This is a genomic window from Candidatus Bathyarchaeota archaeon (genome assembly GCA_026014735.1).
Classification (GTDB): domain Archaea; phylum Thermoproteota; class Bathyarchaeia; order Bathyarchaeales; family Bathycorpusculaceae; genus Bathycorpusculum.
This window is the reverse complement of record JAOZHT010000002.1, coordinates 56289-81509: the sequence shown is the minus strand read 5'-3', so window position 1 is coordinate 81509 and position 25221 is coordinate 56289. Positions and strand designations below refer to the sequence as shown.

Genomic DNA, 25221 nt, shown 5'->3' with positions numbered 1-25221 from the left:
CAATACGTCTTTTCTCCCTAATAAGCTTACAATGCTAATTCTGCAGGCTTAGCTCCAGGTTAATGTTGCCTCTTCAGAGGGCAGGTCGGTTTGGGGCGAAAGGCTTAACCGTGCTGGGTCCTCCTTTTTTTGGGGTTCTCCTTGGTTGGCGTGGTCGAGTATGATGTTCCTTCATGTGATGAAATCTGCCAGATGCTTTTTTGCCTAGCCCAAAAAATCCGGTTGGGCGGCTTTAGGCCTGATGTGGTGGTTGGGGTGATGCGGGGCGGCGTGGTGCCTGCGCGGTTTTTGGCGGATTTGTTGGATGCTGAGTTTTTGACGTTGCAGGTGGAGTTCTACGTGGGCATCGGTCAAACCAAATCTGAGCCTACTCTCAAGCGTGGCTTGGTAGGCGAGGTTGCCGGCAAAGCGGTGCTGCTGGTCGATGACATCGCCGACAGCGGCCAAACCCTCCAGCTTGCCCTCTCACACGTTGCCTCATTAGGTGCATCATCCGTTAAAGCTGCCACACTCTACTATAAACCAAAATCCGCAGTCCAGCCTGATTTCTTTGCCAAGCAGACGGAGCGCTGGGTGGTTTTTCCTTGGGACCTCAAAGAAGCCCTGCGTGAAATCTCCGCTGGAAAGGCGGGAATGGAGCTTGAGGGTGAAGTGGAGAAACTCGTAAAAGCCGGTTTATCCAGGGATTTAGCGGATAAACTCTTAAAGGATCTCAGGTAGGACAGGTTATGCTGCTCTGCATCGAAGAGTACGGAAAATACATCGAAACCACAGGGTACCACGGCGTGAAGTTCGAATCTGCAGAGGCGTTTTTGAAGGCCAACCGCGGTTCAGCCATCGGCGAGGTTGAGGTACAGTTCTTTGACGCAGGCTTAATCGCCACATCTGAGCACCTCTATTTTGCAGCAGTCAACGCGCTGGCGGCTTTTTCGGGCAAAACTAACCTGTCTAAATCTGTGGCGGTGGAGATGATGCTCTATGCGGCTGCGCAGCGGCAAATCCGCCAGTCCATAGCTAAAATCGGCATAAACCCTCAAACCAGCGAGGTTGCCGTGGCTCTGGTTGGCAAGGACGCTGGGGCGCTGGAGCGGATGCGTGATGCGGTTTCCTTGGCGGTGGGGGCTGAACCCGACGATTCCGTGCTGGAGTTAACGCCGCAGAAAAGTGCTAAAATCCGCGAGGTCTTCGGTATCTCCCAAAACATGCTGGATGCCGCACAAAGAGGCACCGAATCTGAGGCGCTGGTGGCTTTGGTTGTGGAGCGTGTGGCGCTGCTTTCAACGCAGCTTTAAAGCATCTTTTCCTTAACAACAGCCATGACATCGCTGGGTTTTAGCAGCGAAACACCCGTTAATGCACCTACCACTTCAATCTGCAGCACCCAATCCGGCGCTTTCAGGTCAACCCTGCGTTTAATCTCGCCAGCAGCTGCTTCAATGATGTCTCTGCTATGCAGCTCCGTGAAGCGTTTCTCGACGGTGACGCGGAAACTCTGGTCTTCCCCGATTTTCTGCGCCAACTCCAAAGCTGCCTTCTTGATCTCCGCTAAATTCGTCTGCACAACCTGCTGGATGGGCACGATGCGTAGGGCATAGCGGAACATGTAGGAGCGTTCCGAGAGGATTTTGCGGAGTTTCTCCATGACTTCGAGGGGGTCTTGGCTGGTTTTGGCGACGATTAATCCGCGGATTTTGGTTTTAGCTGCCTTGGCATCTGCATCGCCGAGTTCGTCTTTGAGCAGAAACAGGATTTCGTTTATCATGGCGCGTTCGTTGCCGCGTGCAGTAGTCGCGATAAGGTTAAAGTTCTCAATCATGCCGATCAAGATAGACTGTGGGTCAGCGGTTATTTTTTGCTTTCCCCATCTGTCACGTGCAAATTCTACTCTACCCCCCTCTATTTATAGGCTCAACAACTGTGGCGCATAGCGGCTATTAGGTAGGCGCCTGTGGGGGCTTGGCTGTTTTGTCTATGAGTTTGTTGACTGCCACACGGGGTGTGCTGTGTGTTTGCCGCCGAAGACTTCAAGGGTCTGCAGTGGGGTAGCGCTGTTGCTTGCATGTAGCCTCCCTCCCCTTACATAAAGGGCCAACCGGTTTGGCGTATTCTAAACCGCAAAAACAAGCTCTAACAAGAGATTAATGGCTTGAGAGCCTAAACAGGATAAACGACATACAGGGTTCTAACAAACGCATAAGTTTTTAGAAGCTTCTGGGAGAATCCATTGGAAATGCGTAAACTACATAACGACCTAAGTGACACAAAACCGACATCTAAAACTTAACGGCGGCCATGGAATGAAGCGAACGGTGATATTTGCCACTATTGCGGTTCTCCTAATAATAACCGTATCAGCAACTCTGGTTATTGTCAACAATAAGCCACCAGAGACTGACCCCTTCTATGTTGGCGTAACCTACGGCGGAAACAACGTACAAGACGCCAAAACCCTAATCGAAAAGGTCGCAAATTACACTAACCTGTTTGTGCTCCAGTCAGGCGTATTAAAAAATAACGCCACTGCAGTAAACGAGGTAGGCGATTATGCGGTTGCTAAAGGACTGCATTTTGCCGCTTACTTTGACGTTTTAACCTCTGCTGATAAAGCTGAATGGGTAGGCACAGCAAAGCAACGATGGGGAGACATGTTTGCAGGTGTCTATTTGGGTGATGAACCCGGAGGCAAATTTCTTGATGGATTCATTTATTACACAATTGCGCCTGGAGTAATCGTGAACAGATATGAAAATGGCGAAGTGGAGTATCGCGACGGAAACGACTATTCTGCAAATTTTTATCCTGACGGCACAATCTCAGTTCAAAGAAAGAATGAAACCTCAACTTCCAGTGTAGACCCCACTAATTCATCGTTGACAATATCGAGCATGTTAAGCAACACCAAGACGACTACATACAAACCAAACGGTACAATAACAGTAAGAGAAACAATCGCAAACTCAACAAGTAAAGTATACACGGGCGGTCTTCTCTATGGCCACCATGATGCAGGGTATTCACATGAAATATTAAAAGCTGATTTCTATACAATGGAAAATGGCTCCAACCGTATTGCCCAAGAAGAAACTTATCAGCAAGTGGCGAGCAAAAACCCCCTAACTAACTGTGACGGCGCCGCAAACCTCTTTGTAAACAAAACAAGCCTTCCAGTAGCCGATTTAAAGGATCAATGGAACCTCAGCAAAGGCGATTTTCCTGTTTTTACGGCTGATTATGGATTGTACTGGTGGGATTACAAGAGCGGATACGACATGGTGCTTGCAGAATTAGGTTGGAACAATTCTGTTGCTCAAGAAATCGCTTTAGTGCGGGGGGCAGCCAGTTTGCAGGGCAAAGACTGGGGAACAATATTAACATGGAAGTACACACAAGCCCCATACCTTGCTGATCGCGACGAAATTTTTAACCAAATGAAAACCTCCTATGAAAACGGAGCCCAATACGTCATACTATTCAACTATGCAGAAAACATGTCAGGACCATACGGAACCCTGCGAGAGGAACATTTCCAAGCTCTTGAGCGTTTCTGGAACGATGTAGTGCAGAATACTAGCGTTGTGCATGGCGGCATTAAGGCTGAGGCAGCCCTTGTTTTACCTATAAACTATGGTTGGGGTATGCGTCACCCGCAAGACACGATTTGGGGTATGTGGAATGCAAACGAGACTTCGCAGCGAATTTGGAACCGAGTTCAAAGTAGGCTTACCCAATATGGTTCAAAACTAGATGTAGTCTATGAGGACCCCGCTTTCCCAATTACAGGGAAGTACTCGCAGATTTACTACTGGAACCAAACAACATAGACTGTCATTTTCTTTCAATTTGTCGATGAACTCCACATCTGCTAAATCACATTCAAGTTTCTTATAGCATTCTTTCTGGCACGTGTTACGTTGGGTGTTTCCATCTTTAGCTTGCGAGCAAACCTATAACTACAGATTAATGGCTTGAGAGCCTAAACAGGATAATATCCCAATCGGGATATGCATAGGCTCTTACGCTCTATTAGAAACTATGCGCTATCACGACTGTGTATAATCAATAAAATTTAAGAGTAGATAGGTAAATAATAGATAGAAAATGGTTGCTTGCTTTAATGACGAAGCTATCGTGGAGTGCCCCGTATTCAGTTACCAAAAAATCGTTTTCGACTAATGCGACAGGGGTTGAAATGACAGCGAAAAGCAAAGGTATCCTAACGGACAAAGAGATAACGGTTTTTTTTAGTGCTCTTCAGACTATAGATATTGATAAGGTATTGAATTTGGAAAAGTCAGATTACAATCGTTCCACCTCACCATTCACTGGCGATGGCCACTGGCATATATTGGGTGAAGGAAATGATGGAAATTTTTATCGGTTGGAATTTATCTCAAAAACATTAGATAAAAAACAATCCCAACAACACAGGGATAGTAGAGAGAATTACTTACGAGAACAAATTGCTAAAATTGAAAACACATTGGTAAAGGCTGGTCGCTTTGAGGAGGCAGCGATTGAGTATGAATTACTTCAGATGTTCGAGGAAGCTGGAAGGGTAAGATCAGCTGGTAGAACTATTGTTACAAAAACTGTCTCAGTTGATTTAAATCACTTGTTGGATCAAGTAAAAGAAGGTGGAATTGTTTCAGTTTATGCATGCCCTCATTGTGGAGGGAAGCTCAAAGTCGAGAAGAATTCCACCATTGAAAGGCTAAGTGTATGCCAACATTGTAATAATGAGATTCAAGCAATGGATTTAGCTTCTTTCCTTAAAGCTGCTCTTTAATGACTCTGGGTTTAAGTCGCGGTCCTATCTCTGATGGTCTTCCAATAGTTAATTTATGATTAAAATGTATTAACCGTGTACACAGCAGAAAAATGCCGATTCTTTTTTTGTTAGAGGTAGGCTTTGTCGTGGTGGGTGTATTTTATTATCTGAATTGTTGGCGGGTTTTCTGTCACTTGGTATATGAGTACAAATGAGCCGATGTGGACTCGGCGGAGGCCTTCTAGGGGATGTTTTAGGGGTTTGAATTGGTAGGGGTCGGTTAGGATTTGGCTGATTTTCTTGTGTATGGCCTCTAGTTGCGGCCGGTCCTTTTTGAGGAGCTTGTGGAAGGTTTTTGAGACCTCTTCTTCGATTTCAAGGCTGTACAAGAAGTCACTTTAGCCCGTACTCTTCCGCGAAATCCTTAACTTTAACGAATTTACCGTTCTTAGCTGTAGCTTGTAGTTCCTCTACAAATTCGGGTCTAAGTTGGGGTTCAAGTTCACATTCTTCATAGCGCTTGATGATTACGCTTAAGGCTTGGCTTTTATCTTTGAGGCCGAATTTGGCTTTGACTATGTTGATTACGCGGCTATCCCGCTCATCTAGTTCTATGACGTTTTTTACCAATCAATAGCCCCTCCTTTTGCCACGTAATAGCATGTTACACGGAATTATTTAATATGTCGCCAAATAACCGGATTTAACCCTGAAAAATGTTTTAGGTTATGTCAGGTGATGTATTGTTGCATGCAGGCAGGTGTCTGCGTCGGTTGGGTGGCGACTGAAAAACCAAGCGGGTTATTTTTGTAGGGGGTCTTTTATTGTTAGGGTGGTGTTTTTGTAGGTTATTTTTTGGTGTTTTAGAAGTCCTTTGTCATGCGTGTATATGGTTGGGGTTTGGTTTGCAATGTAATTCGCTACTATGAGTGCGTCTCTGCCGCCGAGGTTATGTCGGGCGGAGAGGTTGAGGGCTATTGTGCTGGTTTTTTTGGTTTGGCTGTAAAATTCCGTGTTGAGCATATTTATGATTGTTATCAATGCGTCTGCGGCTTTTTCAGGCAGCCACTTCTGGGAACGCACCAGTGCATGGTATGATTCATGGATTGTTGTCGGGTTAAGAGCAACCTTATTTTCAGGGGTTAATTCCAGCAGCAGATTCTTTAAAACTTCATGTTCAGGGTAAGCATCGTCTAGAACATAGCAGAGGATGTTGGCATCCAAGCCCACAATCATTCACTTTTGCCCCAAATTGATTTCATTTTTTCAGGCGACCAATTCTCAGGTTTGCCAGTTCGTTCATGTTTTGAATTGATGATTTTTCGTAGTTTTTCAACGGCATCCTCTTTTTTGCCTGGAATGATGAGAAAGCCTTCGGGGACCCGTTTTATGGTTGCGGTGTCGCCGATTTCGCCGCGGATTTCTGCTGGAATGCAGATTCTGCCTTTTGAATCTACTTTTATGGTGACTTGCTCGGCTAACTCCATCTTTATCCCACATATGCAGTGGGACAAGTCGGATTTAAAACTTCCCAGAAAAACCCGCCAAACACCTTCTTAAGCACCATGAGGCGTGAGGTTAGAGGCCTATTATGCGCCTGTATTTGCTGTTTTGAATTTGGTTCCGCATTTAGTGCATACGTATGCTTCGATGCAGAAAACTGGGTTTTCAAGTTTTCTTACCGGGTTTTGCAGTGTTGTTTTGCATTTGGGGCAAATAGCCAAACAATAGACACCTTTCACCCTTCTACTGCGCTTTTTTTATAAAAAAGTATGTTGTTACAGTGAAGCGACAACAATTAGTTATAAATTTCCATGACCGCGTCCAATCACTTAGGATTCATACCTTGTCGGGTCCTCTATGCCCGCTTCCCGGAAGGCTTTTTTGCGGTTCACGCAGGACTCGCATCGTCCACAATGCAGCATGCCACCGCGGTAGCATGACCACGTCAACTCAAAAGGCACGCCCAGCTTAGCGCCCTCGCGTATCAAATCTGATTTTTTGCCGCCGCTAAACGGCGCCTCTATCGTGATTTCCCTGCAGGTCCCCAGCTGCGCAGCTTTCTCAAAGGCCCGGTAGAATTCTCTGCGGCAATCCGGGTAGAAGGGTTCGTCGCTGCCCTGTGCGCCATAGAAGATTTTGGTTGCCTCCACGGTGACGGCGTAGGCGACGGCGGCGGAGAGGAAGATGGCGTTGCGGAAGGGCACGATGATGGGGCTGCTGAATTCGCTGGTGAGGGGGATGTCGGGGTTGACTAGGCTGGTGGCGTCGCTGAAGATGTCTTTGAGGGCGGAGAGGTTGATGGTTTTGGTGGCTACGCCGAGTTTCTCCGCGATTTTCTGGGCGCAGGCGGTTTCTTTCACTGCGATTTGCCCGTAGTTGAAGGTTATGGGGTAGATTTGGTATCCCTGCTGGCGTGCCCAGTACGCGACGGTGGCTGAGTCTGGGCCGCCGCTTAGAACAACCACGCATTTCTTATTTTTTGTCATGTCTTTTCTCCTCTTTGGTTTGGTCCTGTCCCGATTAGCCGCTGGATACCCAGTTTCTTAAGTGCCTTAAACAACGCAAACCCGCCCACCACCGTTACCACGAGGTTTCCGAGGAACACGTAGAGTATGCTGAGCGGCAGCGGTATGTTGAAGGGCGCCGAGAGCATCCAGCCCACGGTGGCTCCTAGCACGGCGGAGTAGGCGATGCTGGTGGCGATTACGGTGTAGTCGTTTTGGGTGCGCCTATACACGTAGTAGACGACAAAGGCCATGGCAAAGGACGGTATTGTGTTGAGTAAATCGATTACTCCAAGGGGCGAGGTTAGGTTTCCGATGAAGACTCCAAGGGTATGTCCTAAAACCCCCGCCATGCCCAGTAAAGGCACAGCGCCTAAAAGGGCGTCGGCTACACGCAGGTTAAGCGGTCCAAAAGATAACTGGGGTAACACATTCACTAGCGCTGCATACAGGGCAGCATATAGGGCCATTATGGCTAACTCTTTGGTTTGTATACGCATATTTTTTTGCCTCCCAACTCCGGGTTTTATTTTTTTGGCGCAACGGGTGGGAAGCACCCTCTCACGCGCCGAGGGGCAATAAGCATAATTCTCGCCTAAAAACGTTTAGCAAAAAAAACAGGGGGTGACGCTGTTTTGGGAGATGCGGCGAAATCTTTAATTAATGCCTCATAAAGATAACATGTTGCACTCTTCCTAGTGGATGGCATCCGCAGAACGGAGTTTTAGGGAGTATCAAATATGTCACAAAATAATGTAGCTAGCCAACTAGTCCTTAAAGGAACCACAACTATAGGCGTTGTCTGCAAAGACGGCGTAATTCTCGCATCAGACACCCGCGTTACAATGGGCTTCTATGTTGCGCATAAATTCGGCAAAAAAGTCTACAAAATCGACGAACACATCGGCATGACCATCGCCGGCACCGTCGCCGACGCGCAACGTGTTGTGGACATCCTGATTGCCAACGCGCAGCTCTACAAAGTCAACCTCAACCGCCCCATCCCCATCAGCGCAGCAGCGCGGCTAGTTGCGAATCTCTTGTTCTCTGCCCGCTATATTCCGTTGGCAACGCAGGTTCTTGTCGGCGGCGTAGACGAGACTGGACCCCACGTTTACAACCTTGACCCCTATGGCAGCTTAACTGAGGAAAAGATGGTTTCCACAGGCAGCGGCTCCCCCGTCGCATACGGTGTCTTGGAGGATAAGTACCGTGAAGGATTAACCATCGCTGAAACATTGCCCACCATCGCTAAAGCCGTTAACGCAGCTATGAAGCGGGATGTGGCAAGCGGCAACAGCTACAACATCATCGTTATCGATGGTAACGGCTACAAAGAGTTAAGCCAGGAAGAGAAATCCCAGCTGCTTAATACAGGAAGTTAAAGCCTGTGGCTCGAACTCAAGAGAAAGACAAAGATAAAATCGAGATTAGCCAATATATTCTACAGAAGGTTCCCCGCGAAGCAGAAGTCACCCGCATCGAATACGAGGGACCCATGCTTGCCGTCTACACCAAACGCCCCGAAATCTTGGTGGATCAATCCAGCGTCGTAGCGGAGATAGTGGGTGTTATCCGAAAACGCATCGTCATCCGCCCCGACCCCTCCGTCCGCATCCCCGAAGTGGAGGCAGAGAAAATCACGCGGGAACTCATCACGCCCGAGGCTGAAATCACCGACATAAACTTCGATCCCAGCCTAGGCGAAATCATCATAGAAACCAAAAAACCCGGCTTGGTCATCGGCAGAAACGGCGCGGTACTTCAGGAAATCATGCGGAAAACCAAGTGGCGACCCCATGTATTGCGCAGCCCACCTATCAAATCCAAAATTGTCACTCACATGCGTCATTATCTCCACTCGGAAAGCAAGGAACGCGAACGTATCCTTCGCACCGTGGGCGAACGCATATTCCGCCCCAAAACCTACGACGTCGGCGACATCCGCATGACGGTGCTTGGCGGCGCACAAGAGGTGGGTCGATCGGCTTTTCTGGTGAAGACCCGCGAAAGCAGCGTGCTTCTGGACTGCGGTATCCACCCTGGCTCTAACAGGCCCTTTGAGTCTTTCCCCCGTTTTGACTGCCCCGAATTCGAAATTGACTCGCTTGACGCCGTGGTGATTAGCCATGCACACCTTGACCACTGCGGATTGGTGCCGTTCCTCTACAAGTACGGTTACGACGGACCCGTCTACTGCTCCGCGCCAACCTCTAACCTTATGACTATGCTGCAACTCGACTACCTCGACGTCGCCAACAAGCAGGGCGTCACCCCCCACTACGACCAAAAAGACGTCCGCGAATGCGTGCTCCACACGATTCCACTGCGCTACGGCGTAGTCACCGACATCGCCCCCGACATCCGCCTCACTCTCCATAACAGCGGACACATCTTAGGCGGCGCCATGGTGCATCTGCACATCGGCGAGGGACTCCACAACATCGTTTACACCAGCGACTACAAGTTTGGGCGCACGATGCTTTTGGAGGCGGCGGCAACAGAGTTTCCCAGAATCGAAACCGTCATCACTGAATCCACCTACAGTGGACCCGACGACATCGTGCCCAGCCGCGTTGAAGCCGAAGAGGCGCTTTCCCGAGTCATCAACCAGACCTTGGAGCGTAAAGGCAAAGTTCTCATTCCAGTGCCCGCCGTGGGCCGCGCCCAGGAAATCATGCTTGTCATCGACGGCTACATGAAGCGGGGCATGATGAAGGAAGCCCCAGTGTTTCTGGAAGGCATGATCAGCGAAGCCACAGCCATCCACACCGCCTACCCCGAATATCTAGGCCGAGAAGTACGCCACAGCATCCTCCACGAAGAAGTTAACCCCTTCCAAAGCGACTACTTCACCATCGTCGATCACCCCAGCCAACGCGGCAGCATCATGGAGGGCGAACCCTGCATCGTGCTGGCTACCAGCGGCATGCTTGAGGGCGGACCCGTCATCGAGTACTTCAAGAACTGGGCTTCTGATGAACGTAACCAAATCATCTTTGTCAGCTACCAAATCGAAGGCACCATGGGCCGGCGCGTGCAGAAGGGCATAGGCGAAGTCACCATGATGGATAACGAGGGCAAGATGGTTGCGCTCAGCGTCAAGTTGGGCGTAAACACCATTGAGGGCTTCAGCGGCCACAGTGACCGACGCCAACTAGTCAATTACCTGACGCATCTGAATCCTAAGCCTGAACGCATCTTTGTGGTACACGGCGAAAAACAGAAGACACTCAACTTCGGCAGCTTCCTAGACAACAAAGTCGGCATAACCACCGTGGTACCAAACACATTAGAAACCTTTAGGCTGCTGTAGGCAGCGGCTTGGTGCTAGCGACTGGCGCTGGAGTTTTCTCCCGCCAAATCCTCACTGTTTTAGGACAAATAACCACGCGTTCCTCGCCTAGCCTTGCGATGTCGCCGCCGCTGGCTTCCGCGAACTGGAAAAGATCATTCACGGCGGTTTTCACGTCCTCGATGCTTTTACCTGCAAGGGGCGTGACACGTAGAATGATGATGTTGCCGTTGCCCACTTCTTCTTTGACGCTTTCCACATCGGAGAGGTCCTTGAGGGGCATGGCTTTAAGGTAAGTTTTGTTTGCCACTTCAGGTTTAGGCTGCTCTGCCTCTGGCTCGACAGCTGCTGCTTGGGGCTGTGGTTCTTGGGCTGCTGGCTGAACAGTTTCTGATGGCGCTTGGGGGGCTGCTTCTGTTTCCACAGGGACCTGAGGCTCCATTTGGGGCTCTGCTTCGGGGGTTTGCTGGGGGTCCGCGGCGGCTTCAGGTGCGGCTTCTATGATGGGTTCTGCTGGCGCTTCAGGCTGAGTTTCTGTTTGAGGAGCCACTGCTGGCGTCTCTGGTTCGGGTTCCTTTTTTTTGTGGAATAGGTTGAACGGCAAATTATTCTCCTCGCAATCATCTATTTAGTGGCATGTGCAGTTAAGCCTTTCTTACTTTTATGCCCTGCGATTACGAGGCTAGATTGTTGCCACCACAATATTTGATTTTTGCTTGATAGCTTTTTTTCCGGTAAACAAAAAGAGCCATGAACCTGCTTGTTTATCTTCTGGGGGCTTAACGGGGCAAGTTGCTTTTGGTTTCCTGCGTTTGTTTTGGTTTGCAGATTGACCTAGTGAGTTTTGTAGGATAAAATCGAAACTGGAGCTGATTCATAGGCTATTTAGGTGAACAGGACTATGAGGTTGTTAACGACCACCACAATCAGAAATCCAAGCAGCCCCGCGTAAACCGCTTTTATCCCCAAGCTTGAGTAACGGAAACTGCGGGTGGTTTTATCCTGTGTTTGACTGATGATTTTGCGAGCGAGCAGATAGGAACCGGCGATGCCGACGGTTGCGCCAAGCTTCACCACCATAAAGACAGGTACATTGCCCACGATGCCTACCAGGAAGGGATTGAGCTCGTAGGCGCCGAAATATACGGTGCCGATAACGGTAGTTACACAGTCCAAGGTGCCCATCACTAGAAGCACCAGAATTGGCAGCGCTGCTGTCTTAGGGTGAAACATAGCCTTCTCCTTTTTCAACTCTAATGTGGCTTCAACGCTTAAGAACTGCTATTACAGGAATCGATATATGCCTATATAAAACAAATCCGCCGCCTGCCCAGCTATACAACAAATAGTTTGCCCGTAAACGGTTTAGGCTGCCTGATAGAACCGACGATTTGCGTTATGCTTATCTTTCAGAATGCCTGTTTAGCTTGGAGAGATTCTCAGTGGAACCCCAAACTCCCCCGCCGCAGCAAGAAACAGAAGAAAAAAGAGTCGATTTCAAGTTTCCACTGCTGATTCTAAGAACAAAGCGGTTCGCCCGCGTCTTCGAAACCCTGGGCAGGATGCGCGGCGTAAAATATGTATCCTGGCTTTTCCTCATCTTTGTTCCCTTCGTAGCCGGCATAGCCCTGTATCTGCTGCTAAACAGCCTCGTCGCCACCATCACTAACCCGCTGGTTGGGCAGGTAGCCAGAGAATTAGGGCCCGGCGCTGTTCTGCTGTTACCCGGCTTAAACCCGATGCTACCAATCGTTTATGGCTGGCTCGCCATAGTCGTCGCCATCGTGATTCATGAAGGCGCCCACGGCGTCATCGCCAGAAACGTAGATTTACGCGTCAAATCAAGCGGGCTGCTGTTCTTCCTAATTATCCCCATAGGTGCCTTCGTAGACGTCGATGAAGAGCAAATCAAGACCGCGCGGGCCCGACGCTCACTTAAAGTAATGGCGGGAGGCGTCGGCGGAAACGTGCTTGTAGGCGTGGTTTGCCTGATTGGTCTCTTATTAGTCGTGGGCAGCTTAGCCCCAATCGTTGATGGCGTCTACATAAGCCAGGCAACCGATGGAATGCCCGCTCAAGCTGCGGGGCTAAAGGCCGAGGACATCCTGGTTTCCATTGACAACGTAACCATCACTGACTCTGCGGGGCTACGGGAGTATCTTGACGCTAAAACAGCTGGGGACCTCGTGGAGGTGATTGTGGCTAGAGGCGACCAATGGCAGATTCGCTACACCACAACCTTAAACCTCACCGTATCGGATAACCGCACTGTACTCGGCGTGATGGCTGGGGACTTAATGACGCATGAGCGCCTACAGACCTATAGGTCATTCTCCCTAGACAAGCTGGCACTCTACATTGTGCCGCCGACGTTGGCTTCCGCGGTTGTGCCCTACTCTGACTCGATGGCGCCCTTCTACACCAGCCCAATACCTGGCTGGCAGATACTGGCTAATGCGCTGTTCTGGATTTGGTTTGTCAACTTCAACGTCGCCATATTCAACGCGTTGCCCCTCTACCCCTTGGACGGCGGCAGAATCTTCGACATCACCCTCAAACGGTTCGCAGGCAAACGACTAAGCGAGAAAACAATCCGTCTAATCACCGTCGGCGTCTCATTCACTTGCGTGGCGATTGTGGCGCTGGGCATTATTTTGCCCTTCCTCCTCTAAGCAGCCATCCACGTGCCCTCTGCTTTATGGCGGTTGCTTGCCGACTTTCTGATAAAACTGCATGGATTCTGCACATAAGCCTTATATTTTCAAAAATAAACCTCTTTGACTGAAGGTTACCCATTTGCACAAAAAACTCTTGATTCCGGGTCCCACCGAAGTAAGCAAAGAGATGCTCCAAGAGCAAACCCACCATCTGATTGGTCACAGAGAAAAAGAATTCTCCGACCTATACGGAGGAATCACAGATAAAATCACAAAATTCTTCCAGTTAACAGCCGACTGCAAACCCACCGTAACCACAGGCTCAGGCACGCTTTGGTTTGACATAATCGGCAGAAGCATCGTTAAAGAGAAGGCGCTTGCATGCGTCAACGGCGCATTCTCCAAACGCTGCGCGCAAACCCTCAGCGCATGTGGCAAAGCAACCGATGTCCTTGAAGTCGAGATGGGCAAAGCCATAAAACCCGACATGGTCGCGGAGAAGCTTGCCGCGGGCAAATACGACACCCTAACGGTATGCCACAACGAAACCAGCACAGGCGTCAGAAGCCCAGTTGCCGAAATCGGCAAGATGGTTAAAAAGGAATTCCCAGACGTCATCTTCGCGGTCGACGCGGTTTCCTCGATGGCGGGCGATAAGACCTTGCCCTCCGAATTCAACTGCGACATCGTCTTTGGCAGCACCCAGAAATGCTTCGCGCTTCCCCCCGGCTTAGCCGTGGCTCTTGTAAGCGACCGCGCCATCCAGCGGGCAACACAGGTACCAAACCGCGGCGCATATACTGACCTGGTGGACATCTTTGAGTTCGAAAAGAAACACCAAACCCCCTTCACCCCCAACGTCTCGCTACTCTACGCCCTCAACAAACGCATGGATTTGCTGCTTGAAGAAACATACGATAAAGTCTATCAGCGCCACCTTGACATGGCAAACTACACCCAAGCCTGGGCTAAGAAGCACTTCAGCATGTTCCCCGAGGCAGGCTACGAATCCATAACGGTAAGCTGCATCAACGCAAACGGCAAAGACGTCAAAGCCCTAAACAATAAGCTGGGTGAACGCGGCTACCTGATTTCCGCTGGCTACGGCAACCTAAAGGACAAGACCTTCCGCATCGGCCACATGGGCGAATGGACCCTAGCAGGCATTAAGGACGTAATCGCGAACATCGACGACATTTGGGGATTGCAGTGACCATAAAAATCCTCGTAAGCGACAAAATCGCTGACGAAGGCATAAAACTGCTTGAAAAAGAAGGCTACGCTGTCACGCGGGGATGGGACATACCCAAACCTGACCTCTCCAAAGTCATCGGCGACTACGATGTTCTCATCGTGCGCAGCGCCACCAAAGTTAAAGGTGAACTTTTGGAGAACGCCAAGAAGCTACGTGTCATCGGCAGGGCAGGCGAAGGCTTAGACAACGTGGATTATGAGCGGGCAAAGCAGCTGGGCATAAGCCTAGTTAACACCCCCCATGTTTCCTACGAGAGCGTAGCGGAACTCACCATGGGTCACATGATTGCCCTTGCCCGCAACATCGTACAGGGAACCCTTACCCTAAGAGAGGGCAAATGGGAAAAAGAGAAGCTTATGGGCAGAGAAATCAACGGCAAAACCCTGGGGGTAATCGGCTGCGGCTACATCGGCAAAGACGTGGAGCGGCTGGCGTTGGCTTTCGGCATGAAAGTCATCGTTGTCGAGGAATGCGTGCATGACCGCTTTGTGCCGCTGGCGGAGATGCTGCCTCAGGCGGACTTCATCACATTGCATGTTCCTCTTACACCTAAAACCAAGCATCTGATTGGACCCGCAGAATTCGCCCTCATGAAGACGGGCGTATGCATTGTGGACTGCAGCCGCGGCGGAGTCATCGACCAAGCATCCCTCTACGAGGCGCTGGTCTCGGGTAAAGTCGCAGGCGCCGCGCTTGATGTCTTTGAGGAGGAGCCCCCCAAAAACAGCAGGCTCCTCACATTACCCAACGTGATCGCGACGCCGCATATGGGGGCGCAAACCTTTGAGGCGCAGCATCGGGCAAGCCTGCAGATAGCCAACAACGTTATAGGCGCCCTTGAGAAACTGAATCTATGAGTTGACGCATGCTTGGTGGATATTCGACCCTTTAAAGCCATAACTTACACGCCAAAAGCCGGCGACCCCAAAGACCTCATTACGCAGCCCTACGACAAAATCGATGTTGCAGAACAAAAAGAGTACTATGCGCTTTCAAATTACAATTTCTGCCGCCTTATTCTGCCGCTGGAAGATGACAAATACGCGGTGGCGAACCAGCGCATCGAGCAGTGGCTAAAGGAGGGCGCGATGACCAAGCAAACTCAGCCGGCGGTTTTTGTGTCCCGCCAAGAATTCATCCTTAACGGCAAAGCTTATCAGCGCACAGGCATCATTGCGGCGCTGCGGCTCTACCCCTACAGCGAGAACATGGTGTTCCCCCATGAAGCCACCTACAAGGCACCTAAAGCTGACCGACTTAACATGCTGCGGACGGTGCAGAAGGATTTGGAGCCTGTGTTTTTGATGTATCAGGACCAAAAAGAGGAATCTGTCCGCTGGATGGAGGCGGTTGCGGAGTCGGAGCCGATGATACAGGTAACTGACGCGTTAGGCGTGCATCATACGGTATGGCGGGTATCTGACCCCCAGAAAATCGGTGCGTTGCAGGCTATTTTGAAGCCTAAACCCATGGTTATCACCGACGGCCACCACCGCTACGAAAGCGCACTTGCCTACCGCGACGAGATGCGCGCCAAAACCGGCTGCACAGGCGACTGCGCCTTCAACTTCTACATGTGCTACATGGTGCCCGTGCAGGAGGAAGGCTTAATCGTGCTGCCTACCCATCGACTGCTAAAAAACTACAAACTAACCCCTGAGTTGCTGCATGCGTTTCTGTTCTTCTTTGACCTCTACCCAGTAGCCCCCACAGTCGAGGGCATCGAGGAGTTTTTGGCCAGCCACCAACGCGAGCATGTCTTCTGCGTCTACGACGGCGCAAAAGCCTATGGGCTCCAGCTTAAGCATGACACGGCAGTCTACGACTTCGTGAACGCCAACGTAAGGAAGGAAACCAAAATCTTCGACGTAGTTATTCTGCGCGATATCGTTTTCCGCTTCATTCTTAAAACCGGCGAGTTATGCATCGACGAAAACATCATGTACATCCGCTGGACCAAGGCGGCGATGGAGAAGGTGAACCGCGGAGAAGCCAGCATCGCCTTCATGGTGAATCCGGTGCCCGCTAAAACCATAGCTGAAATCGCGGTGCAGCATGAGATGTTGCCTGAGAAATCCACGGATTTCTATCCTAAGCTGGTGTCGGGGCTGGTTCTGATGGATGTTTCTGTGCACGAAAAATTGTAGAGCTGCCGTGTTAGGGCTTTGATGCAAACTGTTATTTAGTTCAACCGTTGAATAGTAAAACCATAAAGAAGGAGAATACCCCATAATGACTGAAGTAGAAAAACCAGCTTCTGTACCTGAACAGATTAAACCTACCTCTCGATATGTTGCAGAACTCATCGGAACCATGATTCTGGTGTTTATCGGCTGTGGCAGCGCAGTGGCAGCAGGCGGCTTCATAGGAACACAATTCGCTTACCTAAGTATCGCTTTTGCCTTCGGTATTGCCGTGTTAGCGATGGTTTACGCCCTCGGCGGAATCTCAGGTTGCCACATAAACCCCGCAATCACCATTTCCATGCTGATCGCCAAAAAAATTAGTGCTAAAGACGCTGCATTCTACATTGTGGCTCAATGCGTCGGTGCAGTAATCGGTGCAGGCATCCTATACGGAATCGCTGTCGGCACTGCCCGCTTCAACATCGCTATTTCGGGGCTAGGCCAAAACGGGTGGGGCCCAACCTATAACGGCGGATACGACTTGACCTCCGCATTAATCGCTGAAATCGTCTTGACCTTCATCTTTGTGCTGGTGGTTCATGGCTCAACGCACCAACGTGTTCCAAAAGGCTTCGCGGGACTATCCATCGGCTTAGCACTGGTAATGGTTCACATCGTCGGCATAGCAATAACGGGGACATCGGTGAATCCTGCCCGAAGTTTAGGTCCAGCGGTTTTCGTGGGCGGATTAGCAATCGAGCAACTATGGCTGTTCTGGGTGGCTCCGATAATCGGCGGCATTTTAGCGGCACTGGTATGGAGAGCCTTCAAGTAACTCCACACCACTTTACCAATTTTTTTCTTTATTTAATAAATTTGGTGGGTTGCCGCTTGAAGCGTTTCTTGCAGACTAAACTGCAGAAATGGTAGGTTTCGCCCTCGTAAGAAATTTTAAATTTTGCGGTGTTCTCGTCTAGAACTGCTCCGCATACAGGATCTCTCATTGACATTATTTTTTGTGCTGCCTCAATGCATCATTCTCTTTTCTGCCTTTTATGGTTAGTGGTAGCTTTTTCTGTAACAGCCCTGAAGAAATCGGTTATTTTCCTGAAAAACGGTTGAATTACGTCTATTTTGTCGCTGCTTCAGGGTATCCTACACGAGCTTTCTAAGAGGACTTAGCTATGGCTGATTTAGTCTTCTTCCGCGTCCTCTTTCGCTAACTCGTCGGCTATACTGTCGTCATGGCTAATGGCGTTTCTGCGGGTGGCCTTCTTAGCCGGAGGCTCCTGTTCGTGCCCAATCATGAAGCCCTCTTCCGCCGCCGTTATCTCATCGTCATCTAGCATTTCCTCTCGGGTGCCCGTGTCGTAGATGTCGTCTGTTTGTTCTTCTCTCTCCTGCTGGCTTAGGGGTGGACCATCATAGAGGTATGGGGGGGCTTTTTTGGCTTTATTTTTACTCATGTTTATAACCTCGACTTGGACGTTTTAGCTCTTCTTTTACAGAGAAAACCGAGATTGCTTTTAACGGTATGTGATAGCGACTTCACAGTCACAAAGCTTGATTTGGGGTTTGTCAAGAAAACTTGACTAAACCGCCGCTGTTTAGTTCAGAAACTTTGACAATAAAGCTTTTTACGCACCTCAGCGCTCATAGCCTTTTGGGCTTTAAAGCATGAAATCGTTGGGGACGAAAAGCTCAGGTGGAATTTTCTTATCAAAAAATACAAGGTTCCTTATAAAGACAATCGTTGTTTTATCGGCCTGTTTAGTTCTTGCTTCTCCAGTGTGGTTATTTAGGGCTCAAGCCGCCGGCCCCTCCGGCTACCAGACCGTGGATAGCACATATGGCGTTGGCTACTATGCTTCGCTGGCGATGGATTCGCAGGGAAACCCCGCTATAAGCTACTACGACGCCGTCAATCAGGATGTTAAATACGCCCACTGGAACAACCAAAGCTGGGATATACAAACAGTAGATTCCCCTGGCTTCACAGGGCTTTTCACCTCCTTGGTGTTCGACTCAAACGATAATCCCCAAATCAGCTTCTACGGGCAAAATGCTTTGAAGTATGCAAAATGGACCGGCAACCTTTGGAATCCTTGGGACATTGAGGTGGTGGATGTCAGCGGCAACTTTTCCTCTTTAGCGCTTGATTCCAACGGTAACCCCTGCATAAGTTACTACAGCGCCCAGACCTGTGACCTCAAACTTGCCCGCTGGACAGGCAGCGAGTGGAATCTGACAACCATCGATTCACTGGGGGACGTTGGCCAATTCACCTCGCTAAAAGTAGCTGCGAACGGCACTGCCTACATAAGCTACTATGACGTGACCAACGGCAACCTCAAGTTTGCATCTCAGAACCGCACCGGCGGCCTGCGGATACAAACCGTAGATAACTCCTCCGCCAACGTGGGGCAGTATTCCTCTTTAGCAATGGATAAAAACGGCACCGCCTACATCGCCTACTACGACGCTACAAACCGCCAGCTGAAATATGCAAAATCTACCCCTACAGGCTGGAATATCCAAGTTGTTGATTCAGGCAACGTGGGCGCGGACTGCTCGGTGGCAGTCGATAACTTAGGCAACGTTCACTTCACCTACACCGATAACAGTACCGCTCATACGCTTCGATATTCTATTCAGTATGCGAACTCCACGTGGCTTAGGGGGATGAGTTTTCTTTTAGCTGGTTCCCTTGCGGAATATACGAATGGACCTCTGGCGTTTACTTCGCTGAGGGTCGACGCAGACGGTAAAGCCCTCCATGTCGCATACCATGATTATATCGAAAAAGACCTAAAGTACTTCACATTCACTGTATCCTTTGGGTCGGGCGGAGACCTAAGTGTTGTTCGACCCGACATCTCCTTGGCGGTTAACCCTAACCCTGATGTAGTTAACAACTCCGTTATAGTCACCATAAATATGCCTGCTCCCCCCGCAACCTACAGCTTCACTGGGATACATCTGATAATAGGCTACCCCAACGGATCATTTGCTAACCTGGGCCCCTACAGTACAAGCACCGGCGCGGTTGCCCCAATATCCTTCACTCCAAGGGAAATCGGAGTCTATACTCTACAGGCAACATACTCGCCTGGCCAAGTTTTCGTTGTCAACAACAGCAACTTCTACTATTTGCCCAGCGCCAGCAGCCTCGTTTACCTCAACGTCACCGATGTTCCCCCAACAGAAGTCAACACAACCCTGGCTTTATCTGTCACCCCCAACCCTGACATGGTTAACCAAACAGTCACCATCAACATGGCAGTAACACCTACTCCACCCGCCGGAAACACCTACAGCGGCATCTTGCTCCAAATAACCTGCCCCAACGGCACAGTCGCCTACCCCTATGGCCCTTTTAACTCCAGTGGATCCGGCGCAGTTCCCCCCATCAGCTTCACTCCCACCCAAGTCGGCACCTACCTTCTGCAAGCCTTCTTTCCCAGCCAACAATTCAAATCAGGCAACAACAGCACTCTCTATATGCCCTCAGCCAGCAACATAGTGCCCTTAAACGTGATCGACGGAACCACAACCATGACTTTAGATGTCACCCCTAACCCCGATGTAATCAACCAGCCCGCCGCATTCACCATCACCGTTTCGCCTTCTCCGCCTGCAAGCGAAGTCTTCACGGGCATAACCCTTCAGGTTACCTACCCCAACGGCACAATTACAAATCAATCCCTCGCCTCCAACAACGCAGGCATCACGCTTGGCATCTTCACTCCCCCAGAAACTGGCACCTATATCCTGCAGGCTTTCTTTGAGGGTCAAGCCTTCACCAGCGTTACCTACGCCAAGGCATCCAGTAACATCGTAACTTTACAGGTCACTAACGCCACTGAACCCACGCCCACTCCCTCGCCTGCCCCCGGAGGCAGTTCAGGGGACAGCAGCAGCTCATCGTCTTCTTCCTCGTCGAAAGCAACTACCTTGACGACGCCAACACCCACTCCGGCTCCTGAGGAAGAGGATCCGACCCCGATTGAAACACCAACGCCTGAGCCCACACAGCGTAAGGTCTTCCTAGATGGTCCCTATGCGCTTGCTCAGGTTGTGTTGATTGCTGTGGTGCTGTTTTTTGTCTGCTTAGGCGTCATGATTGTGCTCAAGCGGTGGGAATAGCTGTCTTTCCATCGAGGGGTATCTGTTCAATCAGCGCCTGGGTTTTTAACATTTTCTTGGCAAAACAACCATGCCCTTTTAGTTTGCAGCCCCAGGAGTCACTGGGCATTTTCTGGTGGAGTGCAGTTAACTTAAAGAACAAGCAACAAATATACTAACCACCAAAATCAGCAACGGGGAAAGTGGTGTAAGCAGCAAGTGTCACAAGCAACATTCGAGGAAATGAGCGCATCTGACTTTTTCTACCGCAACCGCGACATCGCCGGCCTCTCAAATCCGTCACGCAGCATCTTCGTCGCCATACGCGAAGCCGTCGAAAACAGCTTAGATGCCGCAGAAAGCGAAAGAATCCCCCCGGATATTTACGTGCGCTTATCCTTCGAGGCAGAGGCAACAAAAGACACCCAAGTTTACAAGCTACGCGTAGAAGACAACGGCAGCGGCATCGCGCCACGCTTCATACCCTCCGCCTTCGGCCAAGTTCTCTACGGCAGCAAATACAAGCTTAAACAGGCCCGCGGCACCTTCGGTTTAGGCGGCAAAATGGCGGTGCTTTATGGGCAAATCACAACGCATCAGCCAGTCACGGTTACCTCCAGCACGGGCCAAGAGAAAATTTACATTTTCAAGTTGATGATTGACATCCAGCGGAACAAACCCATAATTCTGGACCGTAAAGTCCTCATCAACAAGAACAACTGGCGTGGAACAATCATCGAATTCAGCCTCGAAGGCGACTACCTGCGGGCTATGCCAAAAATCATCGAGTACTTCAAGCAAACCGCCATGGTTAACCCCTACGCCAACCTCACCTTCGTAGACCCAAAGGGCAGACTCTACAAGTTCACCCGGGCAACCACCGCCATGCCTGAGCCCCCCAAAGAAACCATGCCGCACCCCTACGGCGTAGACGTTGAGTTGCTGCAGAGGCTCATCCAAATCACCGAATGCACCACGATGTCTACGTTTCTGAGGCAGCATTTCCACCGCGTCGGCGAAATCACCGCACAGAAATTCCTTGAATTCGCCGCGCTTCCGCCCGCTAAAAACCCCAAAAAGCTCACTCATGAAGAAATCGTCAGGTTGATGCAGAATCTTAAGCGCTACAAGGATTTCTTGCCGCCTGACGCAAGCTGTCTTTCGCCGCTGGGTGAAGAACTCCTCAAGGCAGGTGTAGCTAAGGAGCTTAACCCCGAGTATCTTGTGGTGCATCAGCGTAAACCCAGCACCTACGCGGGGCATCCCTTCATCGTGGAGATGGCTATGGCCTACGGGGGAGGCGTGCCTAAACGGGGCAACTTTGTCATTTACCGCTTCGCAAACAAAATCCCGCTGCTCTACGACGAAGCCAGCGACGTATCATACCGCGTTATTTCAGCCATGAATTGGCGCCGCTACAAGGTGCAACCCGACATGCCCATCGCCATCGTCGTGCACATATGCAGCACCAAAGTGCCCTACAAAACCGTGGGCAAAGAATTCATCTCCGACCGCCCCGAGGTCCGACGGGAAGAAGCCAACGCCATACGCGAAGTGGCACGGCAAATTCAGCATTTCCTCGCGCGGCAGGAACACGTGCATAACGAGAAGAAGCGGCTGGGCATCTTCAGCAAGTATCTGCCTAAAATCGCCGAGTTCTCCACCACGCTGGCGGGGGAAACCCAAAAACCTGACATAGAAAAATTATTGAAGAGTGTACAGAAGTATGGCGCAGAAGAAGGGTAAGATAACCGAGAGAAAACAGGAAGTCCTCAATGGCCTAAAGAGCTTTGGCAGCCAAATCTACAATCAACTCGAAGCAGGCCAATTCCCAACCGTTAACATGCCCAGCCGCAGCACCGAAAACATAACCTACGACGAACACCTGCGCCAGTACATTCTGGGCGAAAAAAGCGTCGGCAGAAGCGCCCGAAACATCCGCCACATCAAACCCTTCACGCAGCTAGCCTGGGTGGCAATGTTCAGCAACGAATTGACGAGTCAACGTAAAACCAGCACGCTAAGAGACGTCTACTACTCCGCGCAAGCTTACGAGATGACCTTCTCTGACCAGCAGGAATCAAACAACATCATCACAGACCTTGAGACCCTCAGCGGCTTCGCAAGGGAGGACTTTAACATTTTCCCCGAGGAACGCAGCGCAATTTTTGGCGACCTCGAAATCGGCTACACTGTACCAGGCTACGAAGGCAAAACCGTGAACCTGACCAGCCACCCCGACGGCGTCCTCATCGGCCCCGCAGTCACCTCATCGGAGTTCATTAAAACCAGCGCCGACAAAGTCATAGCCATCGAGAAAGGCGCCCTCTTCACCCGATTCATCGAAGAAAACGTCCACAACAAACACAAATCCCTGCTTATCTCCTGCGGTGGACAAGCTCCAAGGCAAACCCGCAGCTTCATACGCCGCCTCCACGACGAACTCAACCTCCCCGTCTACATCCTCACCGACGGCGACCCCTGGGGAATGCACATCGCCCAAGTCATCATCAGCGGCTCCGCCAACGCCGCGCACCTGCGTGAACTCAACACGCCCGACGCGGTCTGGAGTGGAGTTTGGGCAAGCGACATCATCGAATACAAGCTACCCACCGACCCCCTTGACGAAGTAGACATCAAACGCCTCTACGAACTCCAGAAAGACCCAAGATACCAAAATGACCCGGTGTGGCAGCGTGAAATCAAAACTTTCCTAAAGATCAAGCGTAAGACGGAGCTTGAAGCTTTCAGCAGATACGGGTTAACCTACATCGTGGACGAGTACTTGCCTACAAAACTGGATCAGAAACCCAAAGAGGCCGCCGGTAAAACTGGCAAGAAAAACAGTTCCTAACCAATGAGCCCTCCGCATAACCCAAAACCGGGGGCATAGTCGCCTCCTCCTAAGGGGCATTGGCTTGTTTTAAAGTTAGCCTAGAAAGCGAATAGTTTATCAGCGCAGCCGACCGTAAGAGCCTACTGGTATAGAATGCCAAACCAACGCAATCAATCTGCAAGCGAAACCTTGCCGCGTTCGCTCTTTGCGCCTCAAAATGACCCCCGCGCTGACCTTCGAGAGATGGTGGACGCGGTTTTTTCAGATCGCCTCATGATTTTCTTATCCTTAATTATCGTGCCCATGCTTTTGGTTCCTATATTCTTCCAGCTCAACGATTCAGTGCTGGTTTTTCTTGAAATCTGCGACTGGATAATTGTCCTGCTCTTTGTCGCCGAGTACCTAACCAAGCTTTATGTGGCAGAGGACCGCTGGAGACACTTCAAATCATCCTGGCACATAGTGGACTTGCTCATTATTGTTTTGCCCTTCGTGCAGTACCTGCCCCTGCTCCAACTCACCCTAACCGGTTCCCCCTCGCTTCTGTTGCGGCTGCTTAGGCTGCCCCGAGCTATAGCGGTGGGCGGCAGAGCAGTTGCGGGAAGACGGGCAGGAGGCAGCATCGCGTTAGAATCTAAAGAAATGTTTCCTGAAACCCTCATCCGCCAAGTAGACTCTGAGTTGGAGCCTAAGACCCTCTCGTGGAGCGAGTTTAGAGAGCATTTAGCAGACTCGACATGCGAGGAATGGATTGACCTACAGCACGTTTCCGACGAAGGCTTCCTGGAACTCAGTCGAGTGCTAGGAGTCTCTGAGCTGCATTTTAAAAGCAACTTGGTTGACGACATTTTTCCGCACATCGATTACGTGGCGAAATCTTCCTTTATTTTTCTGCAGCGGGGTAAAATCCAGTATCCTGAGCATGCAGGCAAAGACTTTGTTATTTCCCGTTTGGGTTTAATTGCCATATGTAACGGCACCAAAGTCATCACCGTATCTCGGCACAGCACGGCTATCCTTGAAAACATCCTGCCCTCGCTTAAGCAACGACGAGACATCGACGCTTTTGCGGTTCCCGTACTCTATAGCCTCCTTGATTACATGCTAAGCGGTTACCGCTCGGTGCTCTCAGAAATCGAAATTGAATTACTCAAAATCAGCGCTACCCCCCGCTCTAAACTTCCCAAGGACTTCCTCGAACGCATCTACCAACTTGACAAAGAGGTCTCTCGGGTGGTGTCTAATTTGCTGCATTTTAAGGATATGCTAAGCGTCATCATATCCCGTAAGGTTCCTCTAGCCGGCTTCGATGAGGACGGGGAAGAGGCGTTTCATGTGCTGCAGGACAGCGCCGCCTACCTTAACGAGATATCGCATGATTTAATCGAGAATTTACGCTCCATCATCGACCTCTACATTAACCAAACGTCATTTGAGACTAACCGTATTCTTAAAATCCTCGCGGTTGTGACCTCCATTTCGGTGATCCCCTCGGCTGTCAGCGGCGTTATCGGCGCGAACCTGCTGGATGTGCCTTATGGCGCTTTTCTTTGGCAGGTAAGCTTTGTTATCGCGATTTGTATGGCTTTTGCGGCTTACAGTTTTGTTAAGTTGGGTTGGCTTAAAACTTAGCGCGTTAGGGCGTTTTCGGT

26 protein-coding genes are annotated in these 25221 nt (G+C 50.3%); 15 read left to right on the top strand and 11 right to left on the bottom strand.

The annotated features are described in order from the left end of the window. The first annotated feature begins 150 nt into the window (after positions 1-150). Positions 151-720, top strand: coding sequence for a phosphoribosyltransferase family protein (locus NWE93_06270; protein ID MCW3999826.1), 570 nt, complete (start codon positions 151-153; stop codon positions 718-720). A gap of 8 nt (positions 721-728) precedes the next feature. Further along, positions 729-1292: a KEOPS complex subunit Cgi121 gene (gene cgi121, locus NWE93_06265; GenBank protein ID MCW3999825.1), complete on the top strand. Its 564-nt coding sequence runs from the start codon at positions 729-731 to the stop codon at positions 1290-1292. Here the strand turns inward: cgi121 and NWE93_06260 are convergent. Continuing rightward, complete coding sequence (locus tag NWE93_06260; GenBank protein MCW3999824.1) at positions 1289-1816, bottom strand: THUMP domain-containing protein; 528 nt, start codon at positions 1814-1816, stop codon at positions 1289-1291. The two genes, cgi121 and NWE93_06260, sit on opposite strands and share 4 nt — an antisense overlap. Positions 1817-2297: 481 nt before the next feature. On the opposite strand from NWE93_06260, the gene NWE93_06255 reads away from it, so the two are divergent. Both NWE93_06255 and NWE93_06250 read left to right on the top strand, forming a co-directional pair. Next, the gene (locus NWE93_06255; GenBank protein ID MCW3999823.1) at positions 2298-3821 is read left to right on the top strand and encodes a hypothetical protein; all 1524 of its coding nucleotides are present in this window, start codon (positions 2298-2300) and stop codon (positions 3819-3821) included. Positions 3822-4189: 368 nt separating this feature from the next. Further along, entirely contained in the window at positions 4190-4786 is a 597-nt protein-coding gene (locus NWE93_06250; protein MCW3999822.1) for a hypothetical protein, read from the top strand. Positions 4787-4896: 110 nt separating this feature from the next. Here NWE93_06250 and NWE93_06245 read toward each other — a convergent pair whose 3' ends face one another. From NWE93_06245 to NWE93_06220, 6 genes are all read right to left on the bottom strand, one after another. After that, complete coding sequence (locus NWE93_06245) at positions 4897-5157, bottom strand: type II toxin-antitoxin system RelE/ParE family toxin (GenBank protein ID MCW3999821.1); 261 nt, start codon at positions 5155-5157, stop codon at positions 4897-4899. A 4-nt stretch (positions 5158-5161) separates the two neighbouring features. Continuing rightward, a complete protein-coding gene (locus NWE93_06240) occupies positions 5162-5398 on the bottom strand; it encodes a DUF2683 family protein (GenBank protein ID MCW3999820.1) in 237 nt (78 codons plus the stop codon). A 171-nt stretch (positions 5399-5569) separates the two neighbouring features. Then, entirely contained in the window at positions 5570-6004 is a 435-nt protein-coding gene (locus NWE93_06235; protein MCW3999819.1) for a PIN domain-containing protein, read from the bottom strand. Further along, the gene (locus tag NWE93_06230; protein MCW3999818.1) at positions 6001-6255 is read right to left on the bottom strand and encodes a hypothetical protein; all 255 of its coding nucleotides are present in this window, start codon (positions 6253-6255) and stop codon (positions 6001-6003) included. The genes NWE93_06235 and NWE93_06230 overlap by 4 nt, the downstream gene beginning before the upstream one ends. A gap of 345 nt (positions 6256-6600) precedes the next feature. Beyond that, on the bottom strand, positions 6601-7257 hold the full coding sequence (gene queC, locus NWE93_06225; GenBank protein MCW3999817.1) for a 7-cyano-7-deazaguanine synthase QueC: 657 nt from the start codon (positions 7255-7257) through the stop codon (positions 6601-6603). Further along, positions 7254-7775: a QueT transporter family protein gene (locus NWE93_06220; GenBank protein MCW3999816.1), complete on the bottom strand. Its 522-nt coding sequence runs from the start codon at positions 7773-7775 to the stop codon at positions 7254-7256. The genes queC and NWE93_06220 overlap by 4 nt, the downstream gene beginning before the upstream one ends. Positions 7776-8015: 240 nt before the next feature. Here NWE93_06220 and psmB point away from each other — a divergent pair, with 240 nt between their 5' ends. Both psmB and NWE93_06210 read left to right on the top strand, forming a co-directional pair. Next, positions 8016-8660, top strand: coding sequence for an archaeal proteasome endopeptidase complex subunit beta (gene psmB / locus NWE93_06215; GenBank protein MCW3999815.1), 645 nt, complete (start codon positions 8016-8018; stop codon positions 8658-8660). A 5-nt stretch (positions 8661-8665) separates the two neighbouring features. Continuing rightward, complete coding sequence (locus tag NWE93_06210; GenBank protein MCW3999814.1) at positions 8666-10591, top strand: beta-CASP ribonuclease aCPSF1; 1926 nt, start codon at positions 8666-8668, stop codon at positions 10589-10591. Here the strand turns inward: NWE93_06210 and sepF are convergent. Together sepF and NWE93_06200 are read right to left on the bottom strand one after the other, a co-directional pair. Further along, on the bottom strand, positions 10578-11174 hold the full coding sequence (gene sepF, locus NWE93_06205) for a cell division protein SepF (GenBank protein ID MCW3999813.1): 597 nt from the start codon (positions 11172-11174) through the stop codon (positions 10578-10580). The genes NWE93_06210 and sepF overlap by 14 nt on opposite strands. Positions 11175-11455: 281 nt before the next feature. Continuing rightward, positions 11456-11803, bottom strand: a complete 348-nt coding sequence (locus NWE93_06200; GenBank protein MCW3999812.1) for a DUF5658 family protein — start codon at positions 11801-11803, stop codon at positions 11456-11458. Between the two features lie 209 nt (positions 11804-12012). Here NWE93_06200 and NWE93_06195 point away from each other — a divergent pair, with 209 nt between their 5' ends. The 5 genes from NWE93_06195 (at position 12013) to aqpZ (ending at position 17443) form a co-directional block, all read left to right on the top strand. Further along, positions 12013-13242: a site-2 protease family protein gene (locus NWE93_06195; protein ID MCW3999811.1), complete on the top strand. Its 1230-nt coding sequence runs from the start codon at positions 12013-12015 to the stop codon at positions 13240-13242. 124 nt (positions 13243-13366) lie between these two features. Further along, complete coding sequence (locus NWE93_06190; GenBank protein ID MCW3999810.1) at positions 13367-14440, top strand: aminotransferase class V-fold PLP-dependent enzyme; 1074 nt, start codon at positions 13367-13369, stop codon at positions 14438-14440. Continuing rightward, a complete protein-coding gene (locus NWE93_06185) occupies positions 14437-15339 on the top strand; it encodes a hydroxyacid dehydrogenase (protein MCW3999809.1) in 903 nt (300 codons plus the stop codon). Before NWE93_06190 ends, NWE93_06185 begins: the two co-directional genes overlap by 4 nt. A 15-nt stretch (positions 15340-15354) precedes the next feature. Next, entirely contained in the window at positions 15355-16629 is a 1275-nt protein-coding gene (locus NWE93_06180; protein ID MCW3999808.1) for a DUF1015 domain-containing protein, read from the top strand. Between the two features lie 85 nt (positions 16630-16714). Beyond that, the gene (gene aqpZ / locus NWE93_06175; protein ID MCW3999807.1) at positions 16715-17443 is read left to right on the top strand and encodes an aquaporin Z; all 729 of its coding nucleotides are present in this window, start codon (positions 16715-16717) and stop codon (positions 17441-17443) included. A gap of 28 nt (positions 17444-17471) precedes the next feature. Here the strand turns inward: aqpZ and NWE93_06170 are convergent, their stop codons facing one another. Together NWE93_06170 and NWE93_06165 are read right to left on the bottom strand one after the other, a co-directional pair. Further along, positions 17472-17612 (bottom strand): YHS domain-containing protein, encoded by a 141-nt coding sequence (locus tag NWE93_06170; GenBank protein MCW3999806.1) that lies wholly within the window; start codon positions 17610-17612, stop codon positions 17472-17474. 189 nt (positions 17613-17801) lie between these two features. Then, on the bottom strand, positions 17802-18074 hold the full coding sequence (locus tag NWE93_06165; GenBank protein ID MCW3999805.1) for a hypothetical protein: 273 nt from the start codon (positions 18072-18074) through the stop codon (positions 17802-17804). A 322-nt stretch (positions 18075-18396) separates the two neighbouring features. On the opposite strand from NWE93_06165, the gene NWE93_06160 reads away from it, so the two are divergent. From NWE93_06160 to NWE93_06145, 4 genes are all read left to right on the top strand, one after another. Beyond that, positions 18397-20754, top strand: a complete 2358-nt coding sequence (locus tag NWE93_06160; protein ID MCW3999804.1) for a hypothetical protein — start codon at positions 18397-18399, stop codon at positions 20752-20754. A 198-nt stretch (positions 20755-20952) separates the two neighbouring features. Continuing rightward, entirely contained in the window at positions 20953-22479 is a 1527-nt protein-coding gene (locus tag NWE93_06155) for a DNA topoisomerase VI subunit B (GenBank protein MCW3999803.1), read from the top strand. Beyond that, on the top strand, positions 22460-23587 hold the full coding sequence (locus NWE93_06150) for a DNA topoisomerase IV subunit A (GenBank protein MCW3999802.1): 1128 nt from the start codon (positions 22460-22462) through the stop codon (positions 23585-23587). Before NWE93_06155 ends, NWE93_06150 begins: the two co-directional genes overlap by 20 nt. 135 nt (positions 23588-23722) lie before the next feature. Next, positions 23723-25201: an ion transporter gene (locus NWE93_06145; protein MCW3999801.1), complete on the top strand. Its 1479-nt coding sequence runs from the start codon at positions 23723-23725 to the stop codon at positions 25199-25201. Positions 25202-25221: the final 20 nt, after the last annotated feature.